This is a genomic window from Noviherbaspirillum sedimenti (assembly GCF_003590835.1).
In the GTDB taxonomy this organism is placed as follows: domain Bacteria; phylum Pseudomonadota; class Gammaproteobacteria; order Burkholderiales; family Burkholderiaceae_D; genus Paucimonas; species Paucimonas sedimenti.
Window position 1 is genome coordinate 1031500 of record NZ_QYUQ01000002.1, and the last position, 12598, is coordinate 1044097.

The window sequence follows — 12598 nt, forward strand, 5'->3', positions numbered from 1 at the left end:
TTATGCCGAGCATCCCGGTATGGGGCTTACTGACGTGTATGCAGTAGTGATTCCGGATTTTTTTCAGGCTGGTTTTATTTTAATTATGGCAATTGAAGGGGCCATGAAGCATGCGCCGGCATGTTCTAACCGCGCTCCGGCAGGTCTATCGCAATTACCCGATAGCGCTCCTCGGTATAACCAAATAGCTGCGCGATCACATGCGCCTCGTCGGCCGCCAGAAAGTGTCCCGCATGCTCCAGGTCATCCGTAAATGAAATGGACCCTTGCATCGGATAAAGATAACCGTCACCGGTTTTTACGACGTACGTTCGCATTCTGGATTCCTGGCCAAAGCGCTCTTGCTGTATATTTATACAGTATAATTCCAGTTTGCAGCTGCAACCAATAATTTTCACCATCCGGGAGCGAACTATATGGACAACATGGCAATGCCTTTGACGGACACCGCTGCAGACGATGTCCTCGACAGCGAGGCAACAAGAATTCAGAAGGCGCGTCTCTGGAGCGACGATGGCTGGACGGCCCGCGTCATCAAGAACGAGGACGATGACGGCTGGGCCGTCGCCATGACCAGGGATGGCGAATCGGAGCCGGCGCTGGTCGGCCCATGGACCATGGGGCGCGACAAGAAAAATCCCAAGCCGCTGGATGCCCCGGCATTTTCCACCCTGGTCAAGACGGCATCGGAAGTCATTCGCCGGCATGAACAGCAGCGCCATGCCATGTTGCATAAAAATGTCTATGTCACGGCCGATGCCAGAACGACCAAGGTCACCCTGGACATCATTCCTGATGAAGATGACCCGTATGCGCTATTGAGCGCCATCGATGATACTGGCGAGCAATTGGCGCAGGTTCGCGTGGCGCCGAACTTCAAGCTCAATGCGACAAGCGCCGCGGCATGGATTGAATCCGGCTTTCTCCGCCCTGAAAGATCATAGCAGCCGCAAATGAAGATGCCCGATGCGGCAAGCTCAGCTAAGATAGCGTCTGATCGGCAATATTAACAGCAATAAAATGCCAGAATAATATCGCCGACGCACTGTTGAATGTAAAGCTGGCAAGGATTGGGAATGACCGGAGTAGAAGCAGGGATGTCTGGAACGAATGGGGAGAGTGGCGCGAAACAAGCGCAATTTTTCTTGATTAACTGCTTGAAGGCTGGTGCCGCACAGCTGATCGTCCTGCACCACCTGGCATTCTACGGTCCCATGTCTGACCATGCGCTGCCGCTCATGCCGGCAATAATCGACTGGCTGGACACTTACGGCCGCATTGCCGTGCAGGTGTTTCTCGTCATCGGCGGCTTTCTGGTCGCCAAATCGCTCTCCCCGCAGGGACAACCCGGCCTGGCCAATCCACTGGGGAGCGTATTGCGGCGCTATGCCAAGCTGGCGCCGCCTTTCGTGGTAGCGATGTTGCTGGCAATCGGCGCTTCTGCCTGGGCCGGCTTGTGGATGACGGATGAATCGATCTCGGCGCCGCCGGAATTTCTACAGTTCGGCGCCCATGTACTGCTGCTGCAAGACGTGCTGGATCATGAATCCCTGTCGGCCGGCGCCTGGTATGTCGCCATCGATTTCCAGTTGTACGCCTTGATGGCCTTGCTGCTCTGGCTGTGCGGCCGTCTCGCCGGCGAACGTTGGCTGCCTTGGCTGCCCTGGCTGATGCCGGTCGTGGTTGCCGCTGGCGTCAGCGTCTCCCTGCTCTACTTCAACCGGAATGCCGACTGGGATATGTGGGCGCCGTACTTCTTCGGCAGCTATGGCCTGGGTATCCTGGCCTGGTGGGCCAGCGATCCTGCCCGGCGGCGCGGCGCCGTTGCACTGTTGCTGTCAATGATGTTGCTGCCGTCCCTGGCAGCCCTGGCCGTGGATTTTCGCAGCCGCATCGCGGTTGCCCTGGTTGTTGCTGGCGTCCTGTTTTTTTTCGGTCGCGCCAGGCTGACACATTCCGGACGCGGGTTCGCGCTCATCAACAGACTGGGACAGATCTCGTATTCCGTATTTCTGGTGCACTTTCCCGTGTGCCTGGTAGTGAACGCAGCGTTCAACCGTTTCATCCCTGCCGAGGCGCATTGGCAGGCTGCCGGCATGCTGATCGGGTGGGCGGCCAGCCTGGCGGCCGGCGCAGCATTTTTCCGCTGGGTGGAAGTACCGCTCGGCCGGATATCTGGCGTCTCAGGAAAACCAACGCAGAAACGCGGCGGCGGTTAGCGCCGTTGCAGCCAACGCAGCGAGCGCGCGCCAAGTTGCTTGCTGTGCCCGCTCACTCCACCGGATGCCACGATAGATATACGCGGCGACAAGCATGAAGCCTGCAGCAGCGCATGCCATCTTGATCAGCAGCGCAGCAACCGCGATACCATGGATATCCGGGAAGCGTCCGTAATAAAGCCAACTGACGCCGCCGAAGGCGCCGCCGCTTGCAGCTTGGACGGCCCATCCCATCAGCATTATCCATGACAGCGGTTTGCGCATCCCGGCTAACGCCGGCGCCAGCCATAAAGCACAGGCGGCGCTGCCGACAACAGCGACAGCGCCGAAATTGTGCACTACCTGAATTGCTGTATAACTCAGGTTTTGCAGATCCATGATGACTAGTTGACGGTCACCTTGACGCACTGTTCCACGCCGATGGGCGTATGGCCTTTATTCACGATCTTGATGCAGATGTTGTGCTGACCTGGCGAAAGGGTTGCCAATTCGTAGCTGCCTTTGAGTTGGCGCAGGATGGCCGCTTCTTTGTCATCCACGTACAAGTGGCTATGGTCGCCCTTCGGGCCGGGTATGACTTCATAGACAAGCTTGCTCTGGGCCGTGGCATCAAGCTTGGTACCGTCCGCGGGGGATGTGATCTTGACGGATGCATTTTCCGCAACGCTGATCTGCGAGTATGCAAGCAGCGCGGCGCCGAGGATTGGATAAATAGACGAAATACGCATTGCGACCTCCTTTTCGTTGGATTGCATGCGGAGCGAGCCCATCATTTCCAGCCAGTTCAGATGGCATTTATTCGTAGCAAGACACTATTAAGCCGGCACGGTGAAATAGAAAGTCAGTCGCTTCCGAAAAAATCAGAGAGTGTCGCCAACAAGGACAAACTGATCACGATTTATTCGACGCACGAAGTCCGCAGGAGTTCGCACGCAGCCACGCGAATGCGCGAGAATGCGCGCCAAGAAAAAAGATCCGTCGCTCAAAAGCTGGATTGAACGTCCGCTTTCCACGGCGGCAAAAGGCAGCTCAGCGCACAATGCCGATCGTCAGCAGAAATTTCTGAATGGCAGCTGTCAGTCTGGATCTGTCGGTGAAATAAGGCTACACCGCTGCCTGGATTTCAGCGCCCTCCCGCTTCAATATCCCCGCCGCCTTCAACATCCCCGTCCTTTTCCAGCATCGGCGGCCGCTCGCGGGCATCAAGGTAAGCCCGCAACTCGGACACAAGACTTTGTTGGGCATCGAGTTTTGCATTCGCCGTCGTGAACGCCAGTTCGAGCTCCCGCACCTGGCCTGTTTGTGCATCGGACTTCGATGCTGCCGCTGCCAATGCGTCTTTCAGGGCCTGTACCTCGCTGTCCTTGGCGGCTGCCTGGAGGTCCCTGGCGCTTGCCTGGCTTTCCAGCGTGCTGCAGCGCTGCTCAAGCGGCTGGAGCGCCTCGAGCTTTTGCGCCAGGCGCCGGTTGTTGTCTTGCTCGTCATGGAGCGCTGTTTGCGCATGCGAGAGCTCGGCGGCCAGGCGCGCGCCTTCCTGGTTCAGCCGGGTCACCGCATCTTGCTTGACGACGAGGCTCTGCTGCAACTGGCGCATCTCGGCCTGCATCTGCTGGATTTGCTGCTCGTGCCGCCGCTGATCCTGGTCGCGCTGCTCCTTGACCGATTGTCGATAGTGTTCCAGCGCTTCCCGGGCATGCTGGTGTTTTTCTTCCAGGGAGCGACGATGCACGTCGTTTTCAGCGAGCCGCTCTTTCAGATCACGCATTTGCTGTTCGGCGGTATGCCGGGCAATCGCTTCACGCTGTAGCGTTTCTCGCGTCTGATCGTGCGCCGCCTTTTCCTGGCCGGCAAGGGATTCGGTTTCGCTTAAGCGATTCTTGAGCGCCGCCGCTTCTTGCTGGGCTGTATTCAAAGCTTCGGCAAGGGTCAGTGCGCTTGCCGCGCTTTGGGTCCGGATAGCCTCGATCTGCTGGTTTGCCTCGTCCTGCAACTGGGCAGCCAGGCGCGCGACCAGATCATGTAGCGCTTCGCTGATTGCCACTTTGCGACCGTCCGGACCACCCTGCTCTTCCTCCAGTTCCCGCAAATACTTGTGAATCGTGGTCTTCGATCCGGTATTTCCCAAGGCAACCCGCACCGCATCCACAGAAGGATGCCGTTGCTGCGCCAGCAGTGCATCCCGTGCTTTTTTGACATCCGATTTATACAGTCCTGTGCGTGCCATGGCGATCCCGGGAATAACGTTATGTATTACATACCACGTAATTACATAATAAATATACCTGAAAAATACATTAAATCCCATATTTTTTTATATTGGATAAAATAAGATTATCCCGTATCAGGTGTAAAATCCTGCACCAAACCCCGCATTCCATTACACCAACGTCCCGCTTCGCCGGTAATTCGCCAACGCCTGCCACGCCATGAGCAAAATCGACCAGTACATTCATGCCGCCACCCGCGACAATACCCAGCGCAGTTACCAGGGGGCCGTGCGGCATTTTGAAATTGCCTGGGGCGGCTTTTTGCCGGCCACTGCCGATAGCGTCGCGCAGTACCTGGCAGCCCATGCCGAGACCCTGTCGATCAATACGCTGCGGCAGCGCCTGGCGGCGCTGGCTCAGTGGCATCTCGACCAGGGTTTCCCCGATCCCACCAAAGCACCCGTCGTGCGCAAGGTCTTTCGCGGCATCCAGGCGCTGCACCCGGCACGGGAAAAGCGCGCCCGGCCGCTACAGCTGGAACAGATAGAGAAACTGACTGGATGGCTCGATGCAGCCATCAGCCAGGCAGCGGCAAGCAATGCGCGGGCGGCACAATTGCGCCATACCCGCAACAAAGCCTTGCTCTTGCTGGGATTCTGGCGCGGATTCCGGGGCGATGAATTGACCAGGCTGCAAGTCCAGCATATCGATGTGGTTGCCGGCGAAGGCATGACCTGTTATCTGGCGCGCACCAAGGGCGACCGTCAGCACAAGGGCAGCAGCTTCAAGGCTCCTGCCCTGACCCGCCTGTGTCCGGTGACTGCCTATCTGGACTGGATTGCGCTGGCACATTTGCAGGAAGGTCCGGTGTTTCGCAGCATCGACCGCTGGGGCCACATCGCCGAGGGCGGACTGCACATCAACAGCCTGGTGCCGCTGTTGCGTTCGCTGTTTTCCGATGCCGGGATAGCGTTTGCCGAGCAATACAGCAGCCACTCCCTGCGCCGGGGTTTCGCCAATTGGGCCAGTGCCAACGGCTGGGATATCAAAACCCTGATGGAATATGTCGGCTGGAAAAACGTCCAGTCGGCATTGCGTTATGTGGATAGCGCAGATCCTTTTTCCCGCCAGCGTATTGAAGCCGGAATGCACGCCACATTGCTGGCCGCGCCGGGCAAATGAGTCAAAAATGCCATCCGTCCGGGCCCTCCGGCTTATATCCGTTATTACGAACAGTGATTGGCATCACGCTGCAATGCAGCATACTTTAAAAGAAGCACCCAGCATTGTCCTGGATATCTCGTTCAAGCCGTCCTCACGACGGGCTATTCAATTTTGAAAAAGGAGACAGGATGAATATCGTTTTTATACATGGTCATCGCGCCACAGCACACAGCTTCAATTATCTGTCCCGCAGCTTGCGCGGCCACGCGCACATTTTCCTTGAGTACGATAGCGCAAAGGGCTTTTACGCCAATCATCACGATATGCTTCAGCGCCTCGAACGCGTTGATGACATCTTCTTTGTGGCACACTCCCTCGGCGGGATCCATGCGCTGCATCTGACGGACAAACTGCAATCCCGCATCCTCGGCGCAGTAACGATCAGCACGCCCTATGGCGGCAGCGAGGCGGCGGCAGTGCTCTCATACATGATGCCGTTTAACCGGGTATTGCAGGACATTCACCCGCGCGCCGCACCGATCGTCAAAAGCGAGCGCTTCGCGCTTCCCGGCGTATGGACGAATATCGTCAGCGTCATAGGACATTCACCGTTAATGCTGGCAGCCAATGACGGCGTGGTGACATTGGCGTCCATGCGGAAAAGGGACGATATCCGCTTAATCGAAGTCGCATCCAATCACTACGAAGTCCTGATGCATGAAGCGACTGTCGCGGCGATACAAAGCTCCATTCGGGAAATTGAACATGGCCGCTTCCAGCGTGTCGGTTCCTGAACGCATTCCGGCAATGCACGCCTCGGCACATGCCGGCATGTGACAGCTTCATTCAGGCTGCCGCTCCATCAGCATCGTACTGGCCGCCAGACCAAGTGCGAGCGCACCGAAGATAAGCGCCATGGATTTCCCGGAGACGCGTTTTTCATAGCCTGGCGTGAAGCGCCGGGGAATCAATGATCGATGCCACGTTAGACTTGATTGACATTACTCACGAATGACTGAAGACAGCGATGTTTCGTTTTCTGAAAGGGCATCATGAATGACGACGCCTTCAATCGGATCCACTGGCAATGTCCAGGGCGCCAGATGCAACATGGCCGCTGTGTCCGCGTAACCGGCCCGCCAGCGATTGCGGATGCTCTCAGGGGTGAAGTCAATATCCTTCATCTCGTCTTCGCCATCGATGCCGCCAGCGACCAACCTGACAACATGCATGATGGTATGGCATCCCCAGGACGCCAGTTCCCTGACTTTGGGGCTGGAGCGGCTCTGTGGCGGGATGGCTTTGGTGAGTTCGCGGATGACATGCCGCAGATGATGAATTTGCTTCTGCCGTGCAATATGGCTATCCGCACGGCTCGCGTACAAGATTTCTTTTTCTCTGCCAGCGACTTCCCAGAGCGATTGCGGCTCTGCCCCACCCGGATTCCAGACATCCACGGCAAAGATCAGGGAGTCGCGCCGCGGATTGTCATCCAGCACCGCTTCAATGGGGGTATTTGAGTAGATGCCGCCATCCCAGTATGAGTCGCCATCGATCCGGACTGCCGGAAATGCCGGAGGATAGGCGCTGGACGCCATGATGTGGTCCATCGTGATGGTTTCTTTGCGGCTGTCAAAGTAGCGCATTTCGCCATTGCCCACGTTGACGGCGCCAAGCGACATGCGTGTCCTCCCGTCATTGATATGCCGAAAATCCAGCAATTTTTCCAGCGTACTGCGCAGTGGCTGCGTCGAATAGTACGCCGCGTTTTTAAGTCCGAGGCTTGCGTACTGATTGCACCAGGCGACAGGATTGGGGGTGAAGAATCCCGGAATGCCGGCCATGACGGTCATCCAGTTGGCCAGGGCAGTGCCGACGCCTGGAAAAAAATAATCCGGGATATTGACGATGGCATTTTGTTCAACGCACTGCCAGAATGCACGCAACTTCTGCAGGCGGCGCGCAGGCGGATTGCCGGCAATAAGCGCGCTATTGATTGCCCCGATCGAGGTACCCACCAGCCAGTCCGGCTCGATGCCGGCTTCATGCAATGCTTCATAAACACCCGCCTGATAGGCGCCGAGCGCGCCGCCGCCCTGCAGCACCAGTACCACCTGCCCAGGCAGCGCTGGCTTGTCCGGCGCTTTGCCGATGCGGCGGCCCTTTGATGGGCGCTGTGGTGATCGGGACATTTTCCGTCAGGTGTACGCCAGAATGGCAAGAAGGATCAAACGTTTCATTGCCGTTTCTCCAATGCGTCATTAACTGAAACATTTCAGCATAGTCCACGGCCATTCAGAGGCAAGCGCGCCAGATCAATTGTTCGGCCAAATTTAAAGCACGTTCGGCATTGGCGTCGACCAGGACGATTTCCGGTTCTTCACTCATTGATTTCCCCTCCCACCATGAGGCGTGCACCCGATCCATCCGCGCCGCGCACCAGCAGCAGCGCGCATGCGGCTTGTTCCAGCAGGCGCTTGAGCACCAGTGCCCGGCCCGCTTCGAACGCGCCGTGCCAGCCGAGGGCGAGCACGCTGCTGGCGCGCTGGGCAACCTGTTCCAGCAATACCGTCGCCGGATCGCCGCGCCGCAAAAGCGCTTGCTCGACGCACCGGCATTCCTCGGTGGCGCAGCCTGCCAGCCCGCGTTCGACCATCTCTTCGATGCGCCGCGGATACTCGTGGTGCATCGTGTCGGCATAGGCGGCGAGCGTGCCATCTTCGGAATGCACCACGGTCACCCTGAGCCCCAATGCGGCGGCGAGCTGGGCGGCCGCTTCCAGCGCCTGGTCGGCCGCGACTTCGCCGCTTGCTGCGGCGAGCATCGATGTCCATGGCAACGCTTCACGGTAGTGCAAAGGCAGCAGCAGCACGGGGACCGGGCATTGCTCGATGACGGCGCGGGCAACCGTGCCAAGCCGGTCATGCAGCGCCAGGCCGGCGGACGCAGACTCGCCGCCGGCGCTCATGACCACCAGATCCACGTCATAGGCGGTAATGGCCTCCACCACTGCAGCGGCGGCATTCCCGGCAAGCTGGTGCACAATGACCGCCGGCTGCTCCCCGCGCTCGACGCGCAGCCGCTCCAGGGCTTCACGGGCTGGCAGTGCTTGCGCCGTTGCGTGCAGGACATGCAGCGTCGCGCCCAGAGTTTCGGCCAGCCACATTGCGCAGCCGACGCCTTTCGCCGCCTGCGTCGAGCCGTCCAGCGGCAGCAGGATTGAATCAAAACGGCTCATTGCTTCTCCTTGCGCGCCGGAGTGCGCGCCACTTTCACGGCATGCAAGCGGCCGCGATATGCCAGTTTCATGCCGAGACGATGCCATTCATCCGGCAGGCGCGCCGCCGCGCAGGCATCCAGCCGGGGTCCCTCCTCATCGAAGCGCACCCCCAAAAAGCCGAATACGAGCGCCTGCCAGGTGCCGCCCATGGCGGCCGCGTGCACGCCCAGCATGCTGTTGTCCATGGCGTTGGACAGGTCGAGCCACAGGCTTTGCTGCCAGTAGCGCTCGGCATCGTCCTGCAGGCCGATACGGGCAGCAATGGCGGCGTGCACGGCGGGCGACAGGCTGCTGCCATGGTCGGTGAGCGGCTCATAGTAGCGATAGTTCGCCGCCACCACTTCGTCGGTGAAGGCTTCCGGAAACAGCAGGGGCAGCATCAGCACATCGGCCTGCTTGAGCAGCTTCAGGCGATTCATCTTGTCCCAGTCGAACAGCCGGCTGATCGGCGCCTTCAGGCGCGCCTCCGCGGCAAGCGGATAGTCTTCGAGCGCAAAAAAACCCGCGAACTGCTCGATGACGCCCTCGTGATCCGGCAGCGGGACATAGAGTGTGCGCGCCAGTTCGCGCCATTCCTGCGCCTCGGCCGCATTGACGCCGCGATGCTGCGCCAGCCACGCCGCGCGCTCGAGGTTAAAGCGCGCCATCCAGTTGGTGTAAGCGTTGTCGTTGACGTCATGATGGTATTCGTCGGGACCGACCACCCCCTGGATGTGCCAGCGCGGGCCCACCAGCGTCACGCGGCTCATCCAGAAGCGCGCCGTCTCGAACAGCAGGTCGGCGCCGGGACCGGTCAGGAAATCCTCGTCCCGGGTCGCTTCCCAATAACGCCACACCGCATAGGCGATATCGGCCGTCACGTGGATCTGCTGGCTGCCGGTGAAAATCGGGATTTCCTTGCCGGTACTTTTAAGCAGTATTTTGGTCGGCGTGACGTCGTCGCCGGTCACGGTGGACTCCCAGGCAAAGCAGGCGCCGCGATAGCCGAGCTTGCGCGCCCGGCGGCGCGCCCCGTCCAGGGTGCGATGGCGGTACAGAAGCAGATTGCGCGCCCACCGGGGCTCCACGTGCAGGTAGAACGGCAGCATGAAGATTTCCGTATCCCAGAACACGTGTCCTTCGTAGGCGCGTCCGGAAAGCGTGCGCGCGCCGATGGACACGCAGTCGTCGGCGCCCGCCGGCAAGCGCAAATGGTAACTGCCGAAGCGCAAGGCTTGTTCGACCGAAGGATGGCCCGGCACGCGGATGTCTGCCCGGCTCCAGAATTCTGTCCATTTTTTTGCGCTGCCGGCGAAATGCGCTTCAAAGCGGTTCCAGTCGAGCGTCTGCGCGTGCGCCAGAGCGGCTGCGCGCGGCTCGGCATGGTCGCGGCTGGTAAAGACGGAAACCAGGCGGCGCAGCATGCGGAACTCTTGCCGCACGCGGGAGACGATGCAGATCTCGAAGTCCGAAGCCTGCGTGAGGTAGCGCACCAGTTCCAGGTCGTCTTCTACCGCATGTTCCAGGCATTGCAGATGGGGGTGCGAGACCGCCAGATCGGCCGCCACGAGGCAAGTGCCCAGCGTCACCTTGCCCCAGTGGTTTTCCGGCGTGACCAGCGCTTCCTGCAGCAGCAGGTGCGGGTCGAGCAGCGAGGCGCACCGCCGCGAACGCACGACGGTGCGCCGCCCGCCCGGCGTCTCGAAGGCGGCTTCGAGATGCAGTACGCCGCGACGCATGTCGAGAACGCGCCGCAGTTCGCGGCCATAGGCGCCGGCAAAGTCGACCGGCTCGCCTTCGACGGCAATGGCCAGGCAGAATGGAAACGGCAGCGGCACCAGTTCGGCATACAGCGCCGCGCCGCGTTCGGGCGCGAGAAACTCGATTTCCGAGTACGGCAGGTCGGCGTGCTTGCAGCTGTATATGCCGGCGATGAACAGGTCGGCTTGCGACGCCGGCAGCGGGCTGTCGAGCGCGCCCCGGATGCCCATATAGCCATTGCCTATGCAAAACAGGCTTTCCATCTGGCGTTCGCGTACGCGATCGAAGCCTTTTTCTTCGATACACCAGCCGGCTTCTTCCCGGTGCGCCAGGAACGCCGCTTGCAATTGCGCGATGCCGAGTTCGGCGAGGTCTTGCACCACGATGTCGGCGCCGCCCTGCCTGAGCGCAGCCGCATTGCCGCCGCGATCGACCCCGACGACCAGCCCGAAGGCGCCACGACGCCCGGCCTCGACGCCCGCCACCGCATCTTCGACGACCATCGCGCGTGCCGCCGCCACATCAAGTTCCCGCGCCGCGTGCAGGTACATCGCCGGATCCGGCTTGCCCTTGAGAGCGAGTTCGTCGAGGTAAATGCCATCCAGCGCCACATCGAAAAGGCTGGCGATATCGGCGGCATGCAAGATTTCGCGGCCGTGGCGGCTGGACGTGACCACGCCGGTCTTCACCCCTTGCCGGCGCAATTCGCGGACCAGGGCGATCGTGGAGGCGAAGGTTTGCACGCCCTGCTCCCGCAACTGTCGTTCGAACTGCCTATCCTTGGCTTTGGCGAGCGCGTCCACTTCTTCCTCGGGCAAGTCGATTGCGCGCGCGCCGAGAAAGCTGCGCACGCCATCGCGGCGCGGCTTGCCGTCGACGTAGGCCAGGTAATCCGCATGGGCATCGAACGGGCGCCAGGATTGGCCGTCGGGTGCGCGGCGGCGCAGGAAATCGTCAAACGTGTCTTTCCAGGCGGCGGCATGCAGGTGCGCGGTCCGGGTTATCACGCCATCCATGTCAAAGATCGCTGCCTGAATGCCCGTGCCTGGGAGCGCCATGGTCTACCCCTGCGGGCTGTAGGTCATCTGGGCGCAGTATTGCGCGAGATTGTCCGGCAAATTGGGCGGGCAGACGCCGCACAGGCGGTTGCCGGGCACGGCATGATCGATGAACTTCGGATAAGGCAAGTTGAGACTGGCCATGATCTCGCGGAATTGTTCCAGTGTCTTGTCTTCGCCCAGCCGCGGATTGCGCTGCTTTTCCTGCATGATCGTCGACACCCGCCGGCCCTGGTAATCGTGCGCCGGATAGACCAGGCAGTCATCCGGCAGGCTGAACAGCTTTTCCCGCACGCTGCGGAACAAGGCGTCGGCATCGCCATTCTGGAAGTCGGTGCGGCCGCACCCTTCGATGAGCAAGGCATCACCGGTCAACACCCGGTCGCCGAGCAGATAGGCAAAATGCCCATCGGTATGGCCAGGCGTATGCAGCGGCTGCAGCACCAGGCTGCCGACCTGGAACGGCCTGCCCTCTTCCACGCCGACGTCGGTGCATGGCAGGCGGTCAAACGCCGGGCCGGCAATCTTGCTGCCGACCCGGATCTTCAGCTCCAGTGCGGCGGTGATATGGTCGGCATGGATATGTGTATCCAGGCTATAGGCCAGGGTGAGTCCCAGGTGCTGGAGTTCCGCCAGATCGCGCGCCATGGTTGGCACCACCGGGTCGACCAGGATCGCCTGGCCGCTTTCTTCACAGCCAAGCAGGTAAGTATAGGTACTGGAAAGCGGTTCAAACAGCTGGCGAAAAATCATCGTGACTCCTGCAGGCCATCAAAACTGTTGATTCCGCTACGAAATAAATTAACCTGCCGGCGACGGCATGCTTGCGCAAATTATGACCCAGGGTCCTTGTCAAAGTTCTATTTATTCCCGGACATCCGTGACACAAAAAACACAATAGCGCGCGTGGGCGGCAGCGCGTTCAGCCGC

12 protein-coding genes are annotated in these 12598 nt (G+C 60.0%); 4 read left to right on the forward strand and 8 right to left on the reverse strand.

Going from position 1 to position 12598, the window contains the following annotated elements; translation table 11 throughout:
* Nucleotides 1-125: 125 nt before the first annotated feature.
* The gene (locus tag D3878_RS04840) at nucleotides 126-317 is read right to left on the reverse strand and encodes a hypothetical protein (protein WP_147383886.1); all 192 of its coding nucleotides are present in this window, start codon (nucleotides 315-317) and stop codon (nucleotides 126-128) included.
* Between the two features lie 99 nt (nucleotides 318-416).
* Here D3878_RS04840 and D3878_RS04845 point away from each other — a divergent pair, with 99 nt between their 5' ends.
* Nucleotides 417-944, forward strand: coding sequence for a hypothetical protein (locus D3878_RS04845; protein WP_420799490.1), 528 nt, complete (start codon nucleotides 417-419; stop codon nucleotides 942-944).
* Nucleotides 945-1097: 153 nt separating this feature from the next.
* Nucleotides 1098-2219 (forward strand): acyltransferase family protein, encoded by a 1122-nt coding sequence (locus D3878_RS04850; RefSeq protein ID WP_119784448.1) that lies wholly within the window; start codon nucleotides 1098-1100, stop codon nucleotides 2217-2219.
* Here D3878_RS04850 and D3878_RS04855 read toward each other — a convergent pair.
* The 3 genes from D3878_RS04855 to D3878_RS04865 form a co-directional block, all read right to left on the reverse strand.
* Nucleotides 2184-2597 carry a hypothetical protein gene (locus D3878_RS04855; RefSeq protein WP_119784449.1) on the reverse strand — a complete coding sequence of 138 codons (414 nt, stop codon included), beginning with the start codon at nucleotides 2595-2597 and terminating at the stop codon, nucleotides 2184-2186. The two genes, D3878_RS04850 and D3878_RS04855, sit on opposite strands and share 36 nt — an antisense overlap.
* 5 nt (nucleotides 2598-2602) lie before the next feature.
* Complete coding sequence (locus D3878_RS04860; RefSeq protein WP_233556230.1) at nucleotides 2603-2974, reverse strand: hypothetical protein; 372 nt, start codon at nucleotides 2972-2974, stop codon at nucleotides 2603-2605.
* Nucleotides 2975-3342: 368 nt separating this feature from the next.
* Nucleotides 3343-4443, reverse strand: a complete 1101-nt coding sequence (locus D3878_RS04865; protein ID WP_119784450.1) for a DNA-binding protein — start codon at nucleotides 4441-4443, stop codon at nucleotides 3343-3345.
* A gap of 202 nt (nucleotides 4444-4645) precedes the next feature.
* Between D3878_RS04865 and D3878_RS04870 the strand changes: the two genes are divergently transcribed.
* Complete coding sequence (locus D3878_RS04870) at nucleotides 4646-5608, forward strand: site-specific integrase (RefSeq protein ID WP_119784451.1); 963 nt, start codon at nucleotides 4646-4648, stop codon at nucleotides 5606-5608.
* A 104-nt stretch (nucleotides 5609-5712) separates the two neighbouring features.
* Entirely contained in the window at nucleotides 5713-6384 is a 672-nt protein-coding gene (locus D3878_RS04875) for a lipase family protein (protein ID WP_147383887.1), read from the forward strand.
* A 207-nt stretch (nucleotides 6385-6591) separates the two neighbouring features.
* Here D3878_RS04875 and D3878_RS04880 read toward each other — a convergent pair whose 3' ends face one another.
* The 4 genes from D3878_RS04880 to D3878_RS04895 all read right to left on the reverse strand — a co-directional run bounded on the left by D3878_RS04880 (nucleotide 6592) and on the right by D3878_RS04895 (nucleotide 12421).
* Nucleotides 6592-7782, reverse strand: coding sequence for a patatin-like phospholipase family protein (locus D3878_RS04880; protein ID WP_119784453.1), 1191 nt, complete (start codon nucleotides 7780-7782; stop codon nucleotides 6592-6594).
* 188 nt (nucleotides 7783-7970) lie between these two features.
* Nucleotides 7971-8828, reverse strand: a complete 858-nt coding sequence (locus tag D3878_RS04885) for a universal stress protein (protein ID WP_158592183.1) — start codon at nucleotides 8826-8828, stop codon at nucleotides 7971-7973.
* Entirely contained in the window at nucleotides 8825-11668 is a 2844-nt protein-coding gene (locus D3878_RS04890) for an HAD-IA family hydrolase (protein ID WP_119784455.1), read from the reverse strand. The genes D3878_RS04885 and D3878_RS04890 overlap by 4 nt, the downstream gene beginning before the upstream one ends.
* 3 nt (nucleotides 11669-11671) lie before the next feature.
* Complete coding sequence (locus D3878_RS04895; protein WP_119784456.1) at nucleotides 11672-12421, reverse strand: MBL fold metallo-hydrolase; 750 nt, start codon at nucleotides 12419-12421, stop codon at nucleotides 11672-11674.
* Nucleotides 12422-12598 lie beyond the last annotated feature (177 nt).

Excerpts from the sequence above, each read along its gene's own strand:
- D3878_RS04840 (WP_147383886.1), bottom strand. The coding sequence starts at position 317 with ATGCGAACGTACGTCGTAAAAACCGGTGACGGTTATCTTTATCCGATG.
- D3878_RS04845 (WP_420799490.1), top strand. The coding sequence starts at position 417 with ATGGACAACATGGCAATGCCTTTGACGGACACCGCTGCAGACGATGTC.
- D3878_RS04850 (WP_119784448.1), top strand. The coding sequence starts at position 1,098 with ATGTCTGGAACGAATGGGGAGAGTGGCGCGAAACAAGCGCAATTTTTC.
- D3878_RS04855 (WP_119784449.1), bottom strand. The coding sequence starts at position 2,597 with ATGGATCTGCAAAACCTGAGTTATACAGCAATTCAGGTAGTGCACAAT.
- D3878_RS04860 (WP_233556230.1), bottom strand. The coding sequence starts at position 2,974 with ATGCAATCCAACGAAAAGGAGGTCGCAATGCGTATTTCGTCTATTTAT.
- D3878_RS04865 (WP_119784450.1), bottom strand. The coding sequence starts at position 4,443 with ATGGCACGCACAGGACTGTATAAATCGGATGTCAAAAAAGCACGGGAT.
- D3878_RS04870 (WP_119784451.1), top strand. The coding sequence starts at position 4,646 with ATGAGCAAAATCGACCAGTACATTCATGCCGCCACCCGCGACAATACC.
- D3878_RS04880 (WP_119784453.1), bottom strand. The coding sequence starts at position 7,782 with ATGTCCCGATCACCACAGCGCCCATCAAAGGGCCGCCGCATCGGCAAA.
- D3878_RS04885 (WP_158592183.1), bottom strand. The coding sequence starts at position 8,828 with ATGAGCCGTTTTGATTCAATCCTGCTGCCGCTGGACGGCTCGACGCAG.
- D3878_RS04890 (WP_119784455.1), bottom strand. The coding sequence starts at position 11,668 with ATGGCGCTCCCAGGCACGGGCATTCAGGCAGCGATCTTTGACATGGAT.
- D3878_RS04895 (WP_119784456.1), bottom strand. The coding sequence starts at position 12,421 with ATGATTTTTCGCCAGCTGTTTGAACCGCTTTCCAGTACCTATACTTAC.